The organism is Micromonospora sp. NPDC004704 (assembly GCF_053601675.1).
This window is the reverse complement of record NZ_JBSGCD010000015.1, coordinates 83,883-102,085: the sequence shown is the minus strand read 5'-3', so window position 1 is coordinate 102,085 and position 18,203 is coordinate 83,883. Positions and strand designations below refer to the sequence as shown.

General features: G+C 69.9%; 13 protein-coding genes. 5 read left to right on the top strand and 8 right to left on the bottom strand.

Annotated elements, in window-relative coordinates; translation table 11 throughout:
• Positions 1–169 precede the first annotated feature (169 nt).
• Positions 170–1,993 carry an asparagine synthase (glutamine-hydrolyzing) gene (asnB, locus tag ACWEFB_RS21620; protein WP_452287919.1) on the top strand — a complete coding sequence of 608 codons (1,824 nt, stop codon included), beginning with the start codon at positions 170–172 and terminating at the stop codon, positions 1,991–1,993.
• Between the two features lie 25 nt (positions 1,994–2,018).
• The gene (locus ACWEFB_RS21615) at positions 2,019–8,915 is read left to right on the top strand and encodes an SDR family NAD(P)-dependent oxidoreductase (protein WP_452287917.1); all 6,897 of its coding nucleotides are present in this window, start codon (positions 2,019–2,021) and stop codon (positions 8,913–8,915) included.
• A gap of 65 nt (positions 8,916–8,980) precedes the next feature.
• Here the strand turns inward: ACWEFB_RS21615 and ACWEFB_RS21610 are convergent, their stop codons facing one another.
• The 3 genes from ACWEFB_RS21610 to ACWEFB_RS21600 all read right to left on the bottom strand — a co-directional run bounded on the left by ACWEFB_RS21610 (position 8,981) and on the right by ACWEFB_RS21600 (position 11,853).
• Positions 8,981–9,982, bottom strand: coding sequence for an extracellular catalytic domain type 1 short-chain-length polyhydroxyalkanoate depolymerase (locus ACWEFB_RS21610; protein ID WP_452287915.1), 1,002 nt, complete (start codon positions 9,980–9,982; stop codon positions 8,981–8,983).
• A 243-nt stretch (positions 9,983–10,225) separates the two neighbouring features.
• A complete protein-coding gene (locus tag ACWEFB_RS21605) occupies positions 10,226–10,945 on the bottom strand; it encodes a hypothetical protein (protein WP_452287913.1) in 720 nt (239 codons plus the stop codon).
• Between the two features lie 26 nt (positions 10,946–10,971).
• Positions 10,972–11,853 (bottom strand): ABC transporter ATP-binding protein, encoded by an 882-nt coding sequence (locus tag ACWEFB_RS21600; protein WP_452287911.1) that lies wholly within the window; start codon positions 11,851–11,853, stop codon positions 10,972–10,974.
• 108 nt (positions 11,854–11,961) lie between these two features.
• On the opposite strand from ACWEFB_RS21600, the gene ACWEFB_RS21595 reads away from it, so the two are divergent.
• Both ACWEFB_RS21595 and ACWEFB_RS21590 read left to right on the top strand, forming a co-directional pair.
• A complete protein-coding gene (locus tag ACWEFB_RS21595) occupies positions 11,962–13,116 on the top strand; it encodes a sensor histidine kinase (RefSeq protein ID WP_452287909.1) in 1,155 nt (384 codons plus the stop codon).
• Positions 13,113–13,715 carry a response regulator gene (locus ACWEFB_RS21590; RefSeq protein WP_452287907.1) on the top strand — a complete coding sequence of 201 codons (603 nt, stop codon included), beginning with the start codon at positions 13,113–13,115 and terminating at the stop codon, positions 13,713–13,715. The genes ACWEFB_RS21595 and ACWEFB_RS21590 overlap by 4 nt, the downstream gene beginning before the upstream one ends.
• 70 nt (positions 13,716–13,785) lie before the next feature.
• Here the strand turns inward: ACWEFB_RS21590 and ACWEFB_RS21585 are convergent, their stop codons facing one another.
• Entirely contained in the window at positions 13,786–14,295 is a 510-nt protein-coding gene (locus ACWEFB_RS21585) for a MarR family winged helix-turn-helix transcriptional regulator (protein WP_452287905.1), read from the bottom strand.
• A 90-nt stretch (positions 14,296–14,385) separates the two neighbouring features.
• Between ACWEFB_RS21585 and ACWEFB_RS21580 the strand changes: the two genes are divergently transcribed.
• Positions 14,386–14,808 (top strand): Rid family hydrolase, encoded by a 423-nt coding sequence (locus ACWEFB_RS21580; protein ID WP_452287903.1) that lies wholly within the window; start codon positions 14,386–14,388, stop codon positions 14,806–14,808.
• 167 nt (positions 14,809–14,975) lie between these two features.
• Here ACWEFB_RS21580 and ACWEFB_RS21575 read toward each other — a convergent pair whose 3' ends face one another.
• The 4 genes from ACWEFB_RS21575 to ACWEFB_RS21560 all read right to left on the bottom strand — a co-directional run bounded on the left by ACWEFB_RS21575 (position 14,976) and on the right by ACWEFB_RS21560 (position 17,951).
• Complete coding sequence (locus ACWEFB_RS21575) at positions 14,976–15,734, bottom strand: GOLPH3/VPS74 family protein (protein ID WP_452287900.1); 759 nt, start codon at positions 15,732–15,734, stop codon at positions 14,976–14,978.
• Between the two features lie 101 nt (positions 15,735–15,835).
• Positions 15,836–16,027 carry a hypothetical protein gene (locus ACWEFB_RS21570; RefSeq protein ID WP_452288032.1) on the bottom strand — a complete coding sequence of 64 codons (192 nt, stop codon included), beginning with the start codon at positions 16,025–16,027 and terminating at the stop codon, positions 15,836–15,838.
• 314 nt (positions 16,028–16,341) lie between these two features.
• Positions 16,342–17,061, bottom strand: a complete 720-nt coding sequence (locus tag ACWEFB_RS21565; protein WP_452287898.1) for an alpha/beta hydrolase — start codon at positions 17,059–17,061, stop codon at positions 16,342–16,344.
• On the bottom strand, positions 17,061–17,951 hold the full coding sequence (locus ACWEFB_RS21560) for an alpha/beta fold hydrolase (protein ID WP_452287896.1): 891 nt from the start codon (positions 17,949–17,951) through the stop codon (positions 17,061–17,063). The genes ACWEFB_RS21565 and ACWEFB_RS21560 overlap by 1 nt, the downstream gene beginning before the upstream one ends.
• Between the last annotated feature and the right edge of the window lie 252 nt (positions 17,952–18,203).

Genomic DNA, 18,203 nt, shown 5'->3' with positions numbered 1-18,203 from the left:
CCACGCAGGTACGTCCACCCGCTGAACTTCGGAAAACGGGGATACCGGGCGAACGACGCATGCTGTGCGTCACGGGTTCCCCGGAAGTTCGCTTCCGCGTCGGCACCCCGGATTAGCGTTCCCGCGCACGCCCTCGATCGATGTCCCCCCATGCCCTGGGAGCCCGACCATGTGTGGCATCACCGGCTATCTCGACCGGCGCGGCATCCGGGACCACGATCCCGCGATCCTCACCGCGATGACCGCCGCCCTCCTACCACGCGGACCGGACGGCCAGGGCACGTGGCGCGGGGAGACCGTCGCGCTCGGACACACCCGGCTGGCCATCCTGGGCATCGACGGGGGCGCGCAACCGATGGTTCTCCGGCCGGACACCGTGCTGGTCTTCGGCGGGGAGATCTACAACTACGTCGAGTTGCGCGCCGAACTCGCCGGTCGCGGGCACACGTTCCGCACGGACGGCGACACCGAGGTCCTGCTGCACGCCTACCGCGAGTGGGGGCCGGCGTGTGTCGAACGCCTGGAGGGCATGTTCGCGTTCGCGATCTGGGACGCCGGTCGGCGGCAACTGCTCCTGGTCCGCGACCGTCTCGGCGTCAAGCCGCTCTACCTCCACCACCTCACCGACGAGCAGGGCGCCACAGCCGGCATCGTGTTCGGTTCGGAGATCAAGGCCCTGCTGGCCCATCCGGCCGTGTCGCCCCGGATGGACGCCGCCGGGCTGAACGAGCTGTACGCGATGATGCCGATGCGGACGCCGGGCCGCACGCCGCTGGACGGAATCCGGGAACTGCGCCCGGGCCACCTCCTGCATTTCACGCCGTCAGGTGTCCGGGAGGAGTGCTACTGGAAGCTTGACGCGCACCCGCACGCCGACGACCTGCCCACCACGATCGAGCGGGTACGCGCGGACCTGACCGACATCGTCGGCCGGCAGACCCGCGCCCACCGCCCCGTGGCCGCGCTGCTCTCGGGCGGCGTCGACTCCAGCGCCACGGCCGCGCTGGCGGCCACCGCGCTCAGCGAGCGCGACGAGGGGCTGACCACCTTCTGCATCGACTATCCATCCGCGGACGGTGTCGACTACACCTCGTCGCTTCTGCACGACGGACGGGACGCCGACTGGGCGGAGCAAGTCGCCAAGCACATCGGGAGCAGCCACCACACCGTGGTCGTGACGGCCGACGACATGATGGATGCGCAGGCCGCAACACTAAACGCGATGGACCTCCCGTCCCTGCCGCACGTCAACGTGCCGCTGGCGGTGCTGTTCCGAGCGGTGGCCGGGCACGCGCCCGTGGTGATCAGCGGTGAGGGCGCGGACGAACTCTTCCGCGGCTACACCATGCACCACGATCCCCACCACGACGGATTCCCCTGGCGGGAAACCTATCCCCACTCCGCCGGACTGCTCACCACGGACGCGTGGCGGACGCTGCGTCCCGACCGCTACCTGGCCGACCGGTACGCGGAGGCGCTGGCCGAGGTGCCACGACTACCCGGAGAGGATCCGCTGGCCGCGCGCCACCGTGAGATCACGTACCTCATCATCACGCACTACCTGCCGTTCCTGCTGCGCCGGGTGGACCGGCTGAGCATGGCCGCCGGAGTCGAGGCGCGGGTGCCGTTCTGCGATCACCGACTCGCCCGGTACGCCTTCAACGTCCCGCCGGAACTGCTGCGCACCGGCGACGTACCCAAGGGCCTGCTGCGGACCGCGGTCAGCGACGTGCTGCCCGCCGACGTGGCGTGGCGGCCGAAATCCGGCTTCCCGGTCGCGCAGACCGCCCGGTACCAGAAGGTGCTCTGGGCCCAGGTGCGCGACCTGCTCGCGACACCTGGCCCGGTCACGGACCTGCTCGACAAACCCCGCCTGACGAAGCTGCTCGACGCCACCGAGGGCGACGTGAGCAGCTGGGCTCCCCTGTTGCACGTGGGACACATCGCCGAGGTCTACGCCTGGCAGGCGGCCACCGGCGTCACGGTCCGCTGACCCCCGCCCGAGAGAAACGGCTCACATGGTGCAAACCCCCATCGCCATCGTCGGGATCGGCTGCCGCTTCCCCGGCGGCATCACGACCGCACAGCGCTTCTGGGACGTGATCGCGTCCGGCGTGGACGCCATCGGCGACGTCCCGCCCGACCGCTGGCGCGCCGCCGACTTCCACGATCCGGATGCCGCCACGCCCGGCCGCATGATCGTGCGTCAGGGCGGCTTCCTGCGCGAGCCGGTCGACGAGTTCGACGCGGGCTTCTTCGGCCTGGCGCCTCGTGAGGCAGCGGCCGTGGACCCGCAGCAACGGCTCCTGCTGGAGGTCGCCTGGGAGGCGTTCGAGGACGCCGGAATCCCACCTGCCAGCGTCGCCGGCACCGACGTCGGCGCCTACATCGGCGGTTTCACCTTCGACGCCGCCACCCTGCAACTCGGCGACACGAACCGGCACCTGGTCAGCGCCGCCACGCCGACCGGCGTCAGCATGACGATGCTGGCGGCCCGGCTGTCGTACACGTTCGACTGGCGCGGCCCGTCCCTGACCCTGGACACCGCCTGTTCGTCCTCCCTGGTCGCCTTCCACCACGCCTGCGCGGCGCTGGCCCGTGGCGAGTGCGACCTGGCGGTGGCCGGCGGTGTCAACGTGATGGTCAACCCGGTCACCACGATGCTCATGTCGAAGGGGCAGTTCCTCTCCCCGGACGCGAGGTGCAAGTCGTTCGACCACCGGGCAAACGGGTACGCCCGCGGCGAGGGAGCGGGGCTCGTCCTGCTCAAGCCGCTTCCGGCCGCCCTCAACGACGGCGATCACATCTACGCCGTCGTCCGCGGGACGGCGGTAAACCAGGACGGCCGTACGCCCGGGGTCACCGTCCCCAGTGCCGACGCCCAGCGCACCCTGATTCATCGCGCCTGCCGCCTCGGCGGGGTCGAGCCCGGATCGGTGGGCTATTTCGAAGCCCACGGCACCGGCACCGCCGTCGGTGACCCGATCGAGGCGGTGGCCATCGGCGAAGCGCTCGGCGACTCGGCCCTTACCCACTGGATCGGCTCGGTGAAGTCGAACATCGGGCACACCGAGGCGGCGGCCGGGGTGGCCGGGGTAATCAAGGCGAGTCTGTGCCTCGAACGCGGTCTCGTCCCGCCCAACCTGCACTTCGAGCGGCCGAATCCGGCCATCCCGTTCGACCGGCTGCCGCTGCGGGTCCCGACCGCGATGGTGCCGTTCCCGGCGATGGACGGTCCCCGCCGGGCGGGCGTCAACTCGTTCGGTTTCGGCGGCACGAACGCGCACGCCGTCCTGGAACAGGCGCCGGTCGCCGCCAACGAGCCCGGCGAGGACGACGGACGCCTGGTGGTGTTGCCGCTGTCCGCCCGCAGTCCGCAGGCGCTGCGGGCGCTGGCCGATGGCTACGCGGAGTACCTGGAGAACGGCCCGGCGCTGCGGCGGGTCGGCCGCGCCGCCGCACGCGGACGCGACCACCACGCGATCCGGGCCTTCGTCGTGGCCGGGGACCGGGCCGAGGCCGCGAAGCTGTTGCGAGAGCTGGCGATAGCGTCGACGCGTACCCGGCAGACGGCGGCCGTGTTCGTTTACACCGGCATGGGCCCGCAGTGGTGGGGCATGGGCCGGGAGCTGCTACTGGAGGAGCCCCGGTTCGCCGAAGTGGTCGCCGAGTGCGACGACCTGCTCGCCCGCGAGGGACTGTCGATCCGCGCCGAGCTGCTCCGCGCGGAATCCGAATCCCGCCTGACGGAGACGCTGTACGCGCAGATTGCCAACTTCGTCGTGCAGGCCGGGCTGACCGCGCTGTGGCGTGACCGGGGAATCGTACCCGCCGCGATCGTCGGGCACAGTGTCGGTGAGGTGGCCGCGGCGTACGCGGCAGGGGTGTATTCGCTTCAAGACGCGCTGACGGTGAGCTTTCACCGGGCGCGACTACAGTCCGGGCTGGCCGGCCGTGGCGCGATGGCCGCCGTCGCGCTGCCCGCCGAGGAGATCGACCCATACCTGGTCGACGGCGTCTGCGTGGCGGCGGTCAACAGTACGAGCGCGACGACCGTGGCCGGCGACCACGACGCCCTCAACGCGGTCATCGGACGGCTGACCGCCGATGACGTCTCGGTGCGCCGGTTGCGCGTCGAGGTGGCGTACCACAGTCCGCAAATGGACGAGATCCGCGAGCCCCTGCTGGACGCACTGCGCGCAATCACCCCTCGACCGGCACAGACCGCCCTGTTCTCCACGGTGACCGGTGACCGCGTGGTCGGTACGGAACTGGACGCCGGGTACTGGTGGGACAACGTCCGGCAGCCGGTGCGCTTCGGCCGTGCCCTGCGCCGGCTGCTCGCCGAGACACCCGGTGCCGTGCTGGAGGTCGGGCCGCACCCGGTGCTGGCCACCGCCATCGACGAGGCCGTCGCCGAGTCGGGGCGGGACACGCCGCGGTTCACGTCGCTCCGCCGGGACCGTCCCCAGCGCGAGCAGATGCTGGAGACCCTCGGTCAGCTGTACGTGTCGGGGCTCGACCCGGACTGGGCCGCCGTCCACCCCGGGCCCCGCGAACACCTCGACCTGCCGCGGTATCCCTGGCAACGGGAGCGGCACTGGATCGAGTCACCGGCATCGCGGGACGCCCGTCTCGGCGTCGACGGCAGCCGGCTGGCCGGGCGTCCGGTCGCCGCCACCGGCCCGGCCCGGGACATCGAACTCTCCACCGCCGCGTTGCCATACCTGACCGACCACCTGATCGGCGACGCGGTGGTGTTCCCCGGGGCCGGCTACCTGGAGGCGGCGCTCGCGCAGTTCCCCGACGACGAACCGTGTTTCCTCAGCGGCGTGGCGTTCCACCGCCCGCTCGTGCTGCCGCCGTCGTCGGTCACCACGCTGCGCGTGGAACACGACCCGGCGAGCGGCCGGGTGACGCTGCACGGCCGCTCCCGGCCCGACGACGCCTGGACGCTGCACGCCGAGCTGACCCGTACGCACCTCGCCCGGCCACGGAGCCCGGAGCCGCGCGCCGACACGCTGGCGGACCTCACCCGCGGGCTGACCGAACTGAGCCGCGATGACGTCTACGAGCGGCTGCACGGAAGCGACCTCCACTATGGTCCCGCGTTCCAGGCGGTCGACCGGTTGTGGTGCCGGGCGGACACCCACCAGGTGTACGCCGAGCTACGCCTGGACACCGTCGACCAGGTGGGCCACCGCCTCCACCCGGTCGTGCTCGACGCCGCACTGCAAGCCGCGATCACCGGGGCGGCCCTGGTCGGCGGCGCCGAGGTCGGCACCTATGTGCCCGCCACGATCGGCGAACTGCGGTTCTTCCGGCCGCCCGGCAAGACCCTCTGGGTCCACGGCCGCGACCGGCGCAGTCCGGTGTCCGGCCGGATCGAGTGCGACCTCACCCTGATCACCGACGACGGCGCGGTCGTCGCCGAGATGATCGGCCTGCGCGCTCAGCGGCTGGCCGACGACCGGCCGCAGGAAGAACACCATCTCCAGTACGAGCACACCTGGCGCCCTGAGCCGGCCGAGCCCGAGGGAGACGCCGAGGGCGGCTGGATCGTCGTCGGCTCGTCGGCCACCGCCAACGCTCTGACGCGCGCCCTCGGCGAGCGGGGCGGCACAGCGGTCCGGGTCGACGGCCTCGGTGCGACCGCCACGGCAGGACGCGGCGTGGTCTTCGTCCACGACCCGGCGGACGTCGAAGCGCCGGTGTGCACACCGGTCGAGGCCGCGCTGCGACTGGTGCAGGAGCTACCGGTCGCCGGGGGGCCGCTGACGCTGGTGACCAGGGGGGCGCAAAGTACCGGCACCACCGACCCGGCTGCCTCCGCGCTCTGGGGTTTCGGCCGGGTGGTGAGCGCGGAACGGCCGGAACTGCGGTGCCGGCTGGTCGACATTGACCCCGCCGTGCCCGGGGACGACGAACGGATGGTCGATGCCCTGGTGGACGAGCTGATCCGCGGCGGGCTCGACGAGGTGACGCTGCGCGGCGCCACGAGGTACGTCCGCCGGCTGGAACCGGCCGGCGACGGCACGCCCCTGCGCAACGTCCGGGTCCAGGTCGGCGCCACCGCGGTCCGGCTGCGTTCACGGCCCGGCGAGGACCCACGGTTCGCGGCGGTCACCCGGCGCGAACCCGGTCCGGCCGAGGTGGAGATCGAGGTCGCCTACGTCGGGCTCAACTTCAAGGACGTACTCAAGGCGACCGGCCTGCTCGCCCCGTACGCGCTGGAAGGCAGTCACTCGCAGTCGGCGCTGGGCCTGGAATGCTCGGGAACCGTGGCCCGGGTCGGCATTGCCGTCACCGACCTGCATCCGGGCGACCAGGTGTTCGCGCACAGCCGGGACCTCTTCGGCTCGTACGTGACCCTCGACGCCGTACGCGTGATGTCGAAGCCGCCGTCGCTGTCGCTCGCCCAGGCCGCCTCGCTGCTGCCGGTGGCCACCGCTGCGCTGGCCCTGACCGAGTTGGCCCGGGTGCGCGCCGGGGAGCGCGTACTGATCCATTCGGCCGCCGGCGGTGTGGGGCTGGCCGCCGTACGCCTGGCAAAACACCTCGGCGCCGAGGTGTACGCCACCGCGGGCAGCGAGCAACGGCGTGAGCTGCTGCACCGCGAAGGCGTGACCCACGTGGCCGACTCACGGTCCACCTCGTTCGCCGACGACATCCTCGCCTGGACCGGCGGCGCGGGAGTCGACGTGGTGCTGAGCTCGCTGCCCGGCGAGATGCTCCCGCACAGCCTGCGGGTCCTACGCACCTTCGGCCGGTTCGTCGAACTCGGCAAGCCGGCGAACACGGCCGACCACACCCTGCGTACGGAGTCCGCGAGACGCGCCCTGTCGTTCCACTCCGTCGACTACGACCAGATGATGGCTCTGGCGCCCGATCGGGTCCGCGAGTGCATGAGGGCCACCACCGACCTTGCCCTCGCTCCCCTGCCGGTCACCGAGGTGCCCGCGGACGAGGTCGATGAGGCGTTCCGGATCATGGGACGTGCCGGCCACACCGGCAAGGTCGTGGTCCGCATGGCCGGCGCGTCGGTTACCGTCCCGGCCGACTCCCTCCCCGGTGCTCCCGTCCGGCCCGACGCCACGTACGTGATCACCGGCGGCCTCGGTGGCCTCGGCCGCACCGTGGCCCGCTGGTTCGCCGACTGCGGCGCACGCCATCTGGTGCTCATCAGCCGCGGCCACACACCCGCCCCCGAAGCGGACCGCCTGACAGCCGAACTCACGGCCGAGGGCGTCACGGTGCGCGTGGAACGCGCCGACGTCACCGACCGCGAACAGGTGGCTGCCGTCCTGGACCGGACCCGTGCGCTGATGCCGCCGATCCGCGGCCTGCTCCACGCCGCGGCCGGCTTCGACGACCTCCTGCTGTCGGACACCACGCCGGACCGTCTCATCGAGGCCACCCGACCGAAAGCCGACGGAGCGTGGAATCTCCACCTGGAGACCGCGGCGGACGACCTCGACTTCTTCGTCCTGTTCTCCTCGGTGGCCGCGCAGCTCGGTGCGGCCGGAGCGGGCGCCTATGCGACAGCGAACGAGTTTCTCAACGGCCTCGCCCGTCACCGCGCCGACCAGGGTCTGCCCGCCACAAGCATCGGATGGGGAATGATCAACGACGTCGGCGTGGCGGTCAGCCGCGACGGCTACGTCGGCTCCGTCCTGCGCCGCAACGGCCACATCGGCATGTCACCCGCGCGTCTGCTGACCGAACTGCGGACGCTGCTGCACACCCGGCCGATCGAGGCCTCCGTGGCGCACATCGACTGGCCGCGCTGGGCACGCGCCAACCCACAGCTCGCCGCGCTACCCCGGGTCCGCGACAACGTACCGGCCGGCGCCGCGGACGACGATGGCCGACTGTCGGCCGCCCAGCGGCTGCGGACAGCAGGCCCGGCGGAACGCGCCGCTCTGCTCCCCGCCTTGATCGCACCGGTCCTGCGCGGGATCACCGGTCTCACCGACGACCAGCTCGCCGGCGACCAGCCCGTCGACATCGACTCCCTGACCGCCGTGGAGCTGCGGGTGCTGCTGCAGAAGGAACTCGGGGTCATGGTGCCAGCCGTCAAGCTACAGCGAACCCTCACCCTGACCGGCCTGGCAACGCTGCTGGCCGGCGAACTCGGGGCATCCGCGGACCCGCCGCGCCCGGACCTGACCGTGCACGAGTTCCCGTCGGCGGACGGACTGACCGTCTTCGGCCACCTGAGCCTGCCGGCGGGGCCCGGCCCGCACCCCGCCGTGGTGGTGTGCACCGCCGGCGAGGGCGGCGCACTCGACGCCGACGGGACCTATGTGAAGGTCAGCGAGCACGCGCCGCTGCACGCCGCGGGTTTCGCGGTGTTCACCGTCGACCATCGGGGCGCACCCGGCCACGGCGCCGACTTCCACCACGGCGCGGCGATGGGCGGCGCCGACATCGACGACGTCATCGCCGCCGCCCGCTTTCTCGCCGCCCGCCCGGACATCGACGGCGCGCGGGTGAGCATCGTCGGAACCAGCCGGGGCGCGTACTCCGCGCTGCTGGCGCTGGAACGCGCACCGGCGCTGTGGCACCGGGCCGCGCTGCTGCTGGGCTTCTACGACCCGGCCGTGCTGGTAGCAGCCGAACGGTCCCGGCCCGGCAGCCTGCTCCCGTCCGCGACGAGCGACGCCGAAGAGTACTTCGCCGCCGCCAACCGGCAACCGCTGACATCGCTGCCCGACGTAACCGCCCCCCTGCTGATCGTCCACGGCGACGCCGACCGCGTCATTCCCCTCTCCGAAGCCCAGCGGCTCACCGACCTCGCCCAGCAAATCGGATTGCCCGTACGGTTGCTGACCGTGCCCGGGCTCGGCCACGACAGCGACCACGCGGGCGTGGCCTGGACCACGCTCTGGCCCGAGATCACCGACTTCCTCTGACAACGTCAGCGACACGACGCCGGATCGTCACCAACCGCCGGCCAACAGACCTTCGAGGCCCGTCCTCAGGACATCGGGTGGCGTTCGGCGAACTCCCAGATGATGGCGGTGGCGTCGGGGCCCGCGTGATCGGTGTAGCTGCCGTCACCATCCGGGCCCGGCCACGCATGCCCCATGTGCTGGACGTGGTACGACTCGACGATCGACGAACCGTTCGGCGCCCTCATCATTGAATGTGTGTACGGGTGTCGGCCCGGAGCGGGTGGCACGGATACGGTTTCCTCGATCAGGCCGAGGCTGTCGTTGAGTAGACCGTCATCGACAAGATCGCCGACTGCGGTCCAATGTTCGACGAGTCGAGTGGCGACCAGTGGCGGCACCACCTCGTCCTTCTCGCCCTGGACGACGAGCAGCGGCACCTGTCGGGCACGGTCGCCCATCTGCGCCCAGGCCTGACGTGCGGTGTAGAGCGGTGACGTCGAGCCAGGGTCGTCCGGGTCGACCTGGTTGAGTCCGTACTCACCGCCCGCGACCGAGGCGACGGTCGCGAAGAGCTCAGGGTAGGTCGCGGCGAGGATGACGGCGGTCCCCGCGCCCGACGAGGCGCCGGCCACGTGCACCCGGTCGGGATCCGCATCGTACGTCTCGACCACCTGGCGGGCGACACCGGCGAGGAGCGCGGGTTCTCCGGCGTGTCGGTGCTGCTCCCGGGGATCGGTCGAGTTCCAGCAGTTGATCACGCTGCGGAAGATCCGTTGCGTCGGGTAGACGACGATGAAGCCTTCGCGATCGGCCAGGCTGTTGAACTTCGTCGTGGACTTCATGGAGTTCCACCCGTAGCCGGTCATTCCGCAGCCGTGAAGCGCCATGACGACCGGCAGCCGGGTCGTCCCGTCGTACCGGGGCGGAAGGTGGACCTGGTAACGCTGCGAACCGGCGTCGCTTTCGTACACGTGGTTGCGGTCGCCTTCCTGCGTCCACCACGGCAGGCCGAACTGGAAGGCGGCGGTGCCGACGACGATTGCGACCAGGGCGGTGACGAGGGCACCGGAGACGATCCACAGCAATCGCCGTCGCCTACGCGGCGGAGCGGGCGGGCCCGGTTCGTAATCAGGCGCGGGCGCGGTAGGTTCGGAAGTCACTCGGGGCACTCCTGTCGAATACGGGGTGAGGGTGAGGCGGTCGCCATCGCGGCGGCGGGGCCTGCGTGCTCGTACGTCGGATAGGTGCGGTAGCCGTCGTCGCCACCGGTCTAGTAGGTGTTGGGTTCCGCACCCGTCAGCGGCAGGTCCGTTCGGAACCGGCTGCGGTCATCGGCGGGGCTCCCAACGGAAGAGTCGGATGGCGAGGGCGACGGCGACAACGACCCAGCCCAGCGTCGGTGCGAGCAGGGCAAGGGAATCGGTCACCGCCACCCCACCGTTCCAGGCGTTCATGGTCAGCTCGGTGGCCGCGCCGCCGGGCAGGACCCGCTCGAGCAGGGTCAGGTCCTCGGTGCCGCTGATGCCCACCCAGGTGGCCACGGCGATCACGCCGAGGGTGACGGGCAGGGTGGTCACCTGGGCGTGCTCGGCTGAGTTCGTCAGTCCCGCGGTGGCCAGGGCCAGGCCGATCATCATGGCCAGGGTCGCGAGGACCGCCACCACCAGCAGGACGACGTTGTCCGGCTCACCGGCGACCACGGCCAGCGCGGTCAGGATCGCGGTCACCTGCACCAGGGCGAGGACGACGACGGGGAGCAGCAGGCCGGCGAGGATGCTGGCATCGGCGGCGGCGGTGGATCGCAGCCGCTTGAGGAAGAGGTTCTGACGCCGCGACGCCAGCGTGGTGACAGCCGTGGCGTAGAGCCCGAACGCGGCCACGGTGAACATCACGATCGCCGCGATGTAGCCGAGGCTGCCGATGGTCGCGAAGGTCTCGTGCTGACGCACGAAGAACACGCAGATCGCCACGGGAATGATGAAGCTGGTAATCAGCACAAGCCGGTTTCGAAAAATCTGGATCAGCTCGCTGGAAGCGATGGACAACACGGTGACACTCCTCTTGAGAGAACGAATCAGCTGTTGATGGCGCGGAACACGTCGTCGAGCCGGGTTGCCCCGGCCTCCAGGCCCCGCAACTCCACGGCGTGCTCCCGCGCCCACCCGAGCAGGAGGTGCAGGTCCTCCTGCAAGGCAAAGGTCTCGACCATGACCTTCCTGTCGGCGTCGACGACGGCCTGCAACGGCAACGACGGTGCCGCCGCCGGGAGGGAGAAACGGATGACCGCCGGCAGGGTGCGAGTCAGCTCGGAGACCGTGCCTTCCCGGTAGAAGGTGCCCCGGTGCATCAAACCGACGCGGTCGGCACGCTGCTGCGCCTCCTCCAGGTAGTGCGTGGTGAGCACGATGGTCGCGCCGTTCTCACGCACCCGGTCCACCGTCGCCCACAGGGCGTCACGGGACTGGATGTCCAGGCCGGTGGTCGGCTCGTCCAGGAAGATCAGCTCGGGTGTTCCGTAGACGGCGGTCGCGAAGTCCAGCCGCCGTTTCTCCCCGCCGGAGAGCTGGGACACCTTCCGGCCGGCCCGGTCGGTGAGGTCGACGAGGTCGAGCAACCGGTCGACGTCGTCGGTACGCCGGGTGAGCCGGCCGACCAGACCGACGGACTCGCGAACGGTCAGATCCGGAGAGAAGCCGCTTTCCTGGAGCATGACGCCTATCCGCGGACGTACTGCGCGTCGGTCCTGCGGGCTGTGGCCGAAGACACGTACGGCGCCGGAGGTCGGCCTCCGGTGTCCCTCGATGGTCTCCAGTGTCGAGGTCTTCCCGGCCCCGTTGGTGCCGAGCAGCGCGTACAGCTCGCCTCGCCGTACCTCGAAGGAGAGGTCCTTCACGGCTTGGAAGCCGCCGTAGGTGAGGTTCAGTCGTTCGACTTCGATGACCGGTGTGGTGGACATGCCTCCATGACAGCGTGGGTGCGGTCGACCCGTCAGTGGCGCCGAGTCACGGCTGCATGTGACGTGGTGTCACTGGTCGTGTCCGGTGGCTGCCCGGATACTGGGGTGGTGACCGCAAGATCGCCGCGCTACACCGAGTCGACGCAGGGACGGCTGCGCCGGCTCAATCTCGCGGTCTCACTGCCGCCGCTCATCATCGCCGCGGCGGTCCTCCTGGTCATCGACGCGCATGCCTGGTGGCACGTCATCGTCCTGGCTCCGGGGGTCACGGCGGGCCTGGTGGCCTTCGAACGGTGGACGGCCAACGACCTCGCCCGGGTCGCGCTGCCCGGCATGATCGTAACGGGAGCCGTGTGGCCGCTGGGAGTGCTGCTGACCGGCAGCCCGAACGCGTACTGGGGTTTCTGCGCCGTGGGTTCCCTCGCCATGCGCGAGGTGCGGCGGCATCGGGGCCTGGCGGTGGCCGGGCTGTTCTCGTACGTCGCCGTCGTCGGCGCGGCGCGGCTGCTGGTGGAGCGGGACGACGTACGCGAGGTCCTGGTCGCCTACGTCCTCATCCCGACCGCCCTCACCATCCTGGTCACGGTCATGACGATAGTGGGCGAGCGGTTCTACGACCTCATCCGGGAACTCGAACAGACCCGGGAGCGCGAGGCGGAGCTGGCTGTCGTCCGGGAACGCGTCCGGTTCGCCAGCGACCTCCACGACATCCAGGGCCACACCCTGCACGTGGTGAAGCTGAAGATCGCGCTGGCGCAGAAACTGCTGCTCCGCGACACCGGACGGGCGGAGAAGGAATTACGCGAGACGTACGCCCTGGTCAGCGACACCATCACGCAGACCAAGGAGCTCGCCTACGCCCAACGGCGGCTCAACCTCTCGGCGGAGATCGAGAACGCGAAGAACCTGTTCGAGGCCGCCGGCATCCGAGTGCGGGTGACACGTGAGGCCAAGGTCGACACCCGAGCCGGCGAACTGCTCGGCCAGGTCCTGCGCGAGACGACCACCAACATCCTCCGCCACTCGCAGGCCACCCAGGTGCAGATCACGCTCTCCGAGGCGGGTATCACCGTCGTCAACGACGGAGTGACCGCCGACACGCTCCCCGAGCTCAGAGGGCTGTCGGCACTGAGGCAACGGGTGTCCGGCGACGGAGGCGAGCTGACCGTGGAACAGAAGGACGAGTACTTCCTGACGGCCGCGGTCTTCCCGCCCGCCCGTGCCGACGCGGCCGCGACGGTCCCGGCGGAGAATGGCCGATGACGACCATCGTCCTCGCCGACGACGAGGTGCTGCTCCGCACGGCACTGGCCGCACTACTGCCGCTGGAGGGCGACATCACCGTCCTCGCCGAGGCACAGGACGGACAGGCGGCGGTCGAAGCCACCCTGCGGCACCGACCCGACGTGCTGGTCATCGACCTGGAGATGCCGGGCGTGGACGGCCTCGGCGCGGTCGCGCAGATCCGCCGCGCGCGCCCGGAACAGGTCGTCCTCATGCTGACCCGGCACGCGCGACCGGGCGTGCTGCGAAAGGCCCTGAAACTCGGTGTCCAGGGCTTCGTCAGCAAGTCCTCCGAGCCGGCCCACATCACCTCGGTCATCACCACCCTGCACACCGGCAGGCGCTGGATCGACCCGGAAGTCTCCGCGCTGGCCGTCATCGACGACTGTCCCCTGACCGACCGCGAACTCGACGTCCTACGCGAGACCGGCTCTGGCTACTCGGTCGCCGACATCGCCGGCCGGCTCCACCTCGCACCGGGCACGGTGCGCAACTACCTCTCCAACGCCATGCAGAAAACCCAGACCCACACCCGTCACGAGGCGGCGCGCTACGCCCGCGAACACGACTGGCTGTAGGCGACGGTCCGATCGGTTCCCCGCCATCTGGCCCCACCCGACACCGACCGAGGGATTGAGAGGACGCGGTTCACTTCGTTCGCTGGCTGAAATCAGCGGGCCGCACCCGAAGCTTGGCGGCGATCCGGGCCAGGGCCCGCTGATCGGCGGCGGTGAGCGGGTCCAGCACGAACTGTCGTACCGAACGCACGTGCGTGGGTGCGGCGGCGACGACTACCTCGTAGCCGGTGACGGTGAGGCCGGCGATGGTGTAGCGGCCATCGTGGGGGTCCGGCGACCGCTCCACCCAGCCCCGCTGCTCCAGCCGCTTCACGACGTTGGACAGGCGTGAAAGCGATCCGTTGGTCAGGTAGGCCAATTCGCTCATCCGCAACTGGCGCTGCGGGGCTTCCGAGATGTGGCTGAGCGTCAGGTACTCGAAGAGAGTCAGGTCGGCGTCGCGCTGAAGTGGCGCCTCCAGCCGCCCCGGCAGCAGCAGTACCAGCGAGATCAGACCGGTCCATGCCTCCTTCTCGTCGGCGCTAAGCCATGGCGCTTCGTCGGTGGCGTCGTCGTGGGACTTCGGGCCGCGAGTGGTCATGACAACACGATACCGAGCAGGGAGCACTTGAAGCTTGAAGTCAAACACTGTTATGGTGAGTTCACGCGTGAAGTTAATCGAGGAGAGATCATGAGCAAGGTGGAGTTCTACGCCACCCCCGGGTACGGCGAGACACAGTTGACCAACATGCACTACAACCAGGCGGTACGCGTCGGCGACCGCGTCGAGACGTCGGGCCAGGGCGGGTGGGACGACAACTGGAACTTTCCAGAGTCCCTGGAGGACGAGATCGTCCAGGCCTTCGACAACGTCGCGCGAACCCTGGCTCTGGCTGGTGCGGCGTGGAGTGATGTGATCGCCGTCAACTCGTACCACATCCCGGAATCCGCTGAGTCCATCGGCGAGGTGCACAACCGCGTCATGGTGGAGCAATTCCGTAAGCGCATGGGCGACCGCGCGCCCATCTGGACGGAGACCGGTGTTCCGGCCCTCGGTGCCCCAAAGATGCGCGTCGAGATCCGCGTCACCGCGATCATCGGTCAGGAAGTCTGACCCGTAGGTCGGACTCAGGCAATGTCTCGCGACAGCCACCAGCGATCTCGACTGGCTCATTGTCCGGCCGTCAATGCTGGTCGACGCTCCCGGTAGTGGCACCGTTTCACTCGGGCCCGGTCGGCTACCGCGAGCTTCGACGCCGCACAGCCTGGTGAGATCGATCCTTAGTTCTGGGGAAGCGCGGCCGTGGCGATGACGGCGTTGTTGACTATGGTCGCTGTGACGGTTCGGGCGACCGCTTCGGCGGCAGCACCGGCTCCCCAGTTACCCGCCTCGAGTTCCTTGGCGCGGCTGATCACAGGGGAGGTCCAGGGGATCTCGCGGTGAAACTGGGGCAACGTGCCGCTTCCCGAGAGCAGCGCCGCGAGCGCAGCGACACGTGGCTGCGGCTCGGCACCCTCGACGAGCACGTCGCGGACGTCGGTGAGGAGGCGTGATCGACGCCCGGTCCCGCCGTCCTCAAGGACGGTCGTGCGGAACAGACCGAGCGCCTTACGGGTTCCCCGGCGAATGTCGCCACGTTCGATGAGTCTTTCCAGCAGTGGGCTACGCAGTGTCGGCCCGATCGCCGCGAGCACCGTCTGTACGTTTCGGGGCTTGGCGGAGAGGTAGTCCCACGCTGAGCGCAGGATGTCATCCGAGGGAGGGTGATTCTCGACGGCCTCCACCCGATTCGTCCCGCCCCGACCGGAGCCGGTTCGTACGTGGTCGCCGAGCGCGAGATCCGCGAGAACGGCTCCGGCCAGGGTGTAGAAGAGCGTGTTCTCTCCGGCGATGGTTCCGGTGCCCGACCGGAGGCCGGAGTTCGGCTGGAACAGGAGGAGCAGGAGATCCTCCGCCAGGGTCGGGGCCTCGGTCCGCTTCGCCGGACCGGACGTGCCGGTTGCGTCGTCTACGAAGGGTTCTTCGGAGTGCTGGGTCATCGGTCGCACCTTTCTCTTCGACGGCTGGGCCGCCGGATCATCCTGTGCCGTCGCCAGTGGTCAGGGTGCCTGCTTGGCACGCCGGACCATCGCGTCTTTGATCAGCGGTCGATCGCGGCCATGTTGTCCTCGTCGAAGCGATCACCGGAGGCCGGGGGCAGGCTGTTCAGGCGGGCAACATGGTCGGCGGTGAGCGTGACGCCGTCCGCGGCGGTGTTCTCCCTCATTCGAGCGATCCGCGTGGTGCCCGGGATGGGCGCGATGTCGTCACCCGGGGCGAGAAGCCAGGCCAGGGCGACCTGTGCGGGTGTGGCCTCGACCTCGGCCGAGACGGCACGGACTCGTCGACGATGCGGAGGTTGCGTGCGAAATGGTATTCATGTACGGACTTCTCCTCAGATAGTCATGTCTCGATCAGGGGTATCCCTGGCAGTTCCGCACCGCCGCGGGTCCCCCATCACGTCCTCGTCGCGGAACTGCGTGTGTCGATGTGGATCGTCGAGTTGTCGAGCCCGGACAGGCTTCGTGTACTCCAGGCCATGTCGTCTCCCTCCCGCGCTCGTCTCGATCGCCGTAACGCCGGGAGTTGGGTCGCCGTACTGGCGGTTCAGATGGAGCAGGTGGGCATGGTGGCCGGCAGCTTGAGGTCGATGAGGTAGTCCGCGGCGACGGTGTCGACGCACTCGTTCTTTCCGGAGGAGACGATGGTGTGTCCCTCCCCCTCGACGGTCAGCAGGGCGCTGCCCAGGGTGTCGGCGAGGCTGACGGCACCCTGGTGTGGGGTGGTGGCGTCACCGGTGATCGAAATGACCAGGGTGTTCGGCAGACCCTGGACGTTCTGCGCGTACGGGATGCCGAGCGTCGGCTGCGCCGGCCAGAACTCGCATCCGTCGCGTGCGCCCGCCGCGGGATCTCCGCCGGGGTTCATGAAGGGCGCGATCTCGTAGGTCTTCACGCGTAGCCGGGTGGCGTCCTGCGGGGTGAGGCGTTGCTCGTCCATGCAGTTGATCGCGAACATCGCCTCGATGGCGTTGCCGTTGACCACGGAACCGGGCTCACCACCTTCGAAGTCGAACGTCAGCTTCAGCAGCGTGTCACCACGCCCCTGCCGCACCTCCGTCAGACCACTCACGATCGCGGGCCACTTGTCCGGGCCGTACAGGCCCGCCATCACCCCGCCGAGCGCCTCGTCGAAATCGAGCTCCTGGTCCAGCGCGGGCACCGGCTTCTCCCGAAGCGGCGCGACGATCGAACGGAACGTCGACGTCCACGCCTTCGGATCGGTCCCCAACGGGCAGTCCGCCTGCTCCGCACACGCGGCGGCCATCACCTCGAAGGCCCGCTGAAAACCCCGTACGCCGACAGCCGGCGCTCGACCGTCCCCAGGTTCGGATCGAACGCGCCGTCGAGGACCATCGCCCGCACCCGCTGCGGGAACTGCTCCGCGTACACCGCTCCCAGCCGGGTGCCGTAGCTCTGACCGAGGAACGTCAACTTCTCCTCACCGAGCGCTGCCCGCAGCACGTCCATGTCACGAGCGGTCGTACGCGAACCCATCTGCGTCAGCGCCTCCACACCCCCGGAACCCTCCGCACAGCGGTCGAACACCGCCCGGGTGTCCTCCTCCGTCAGCGAGGCGGTCATGCTCAACAGCGGGAACACCTCGTCGCCCCGGCTCGTGCCACCCTCGGTGTAGCAATCGGCCGCAGGCCTCGTAGCGCCGACACCACGCGGGTCGAAACCGACCACGTCGAACCGCTCGGTGATGCGGCTCTTCGTCAGTTGAGCCGCGACGCCCAGACCACCCAGGACGCCGGAGCCACCCGGACCTCCGGGGTTGAACAGCAACGAGCCCTGCGACTCTCCCCGGGCGGCGAAGCGCAGGACCGCGACGGTGGTGGCGGTGCCCTGAGGGGCGTCGTAGTCCAGCGGCACACTCAGCCACGCGCACTCGGCCGGAGCCTTCCCGAGGATCTCCGCCTCACGTGGACTGGTGGCAAACTCGGTACAGCCCTTCCACTCCAGCTTCTGGGTGTAGTACCGCTCCAGTGCGGCGCTGGCCGCGCTCTTGCCCGGATCCGGATTCTCTTCCTCGCCGGATGTGCACGCCACGACCGGAACCACACAGGCCACCAGGGCGATACTCGCGAAACCGAGTCGCCGTAGTGGCGGGCGGCCCTTGCCGGGGCGGGACGTGATGCTCGTCCTTCTGCTCACGTTGCCGACTCCTTCACACGTTTCTGCCGAATCGAGACTGTCTGCACCGTGCCTGGCGCTTGCCTCCATGCCACCAGCCGCCGCAGCCACCCGACAGTGGCGCCGTGTCACGCCCGAGACGTGACGTACCGTCACTGTTGCCGGCACCGGAGCGTGCAAACAATGGGGTGGTGACCCTACGAGCGCTGCGATTCACCGAGTGGACGCAAGACGGCGAGCGCTGGCCCTCGCCCATCGCCCATGACGCCGACG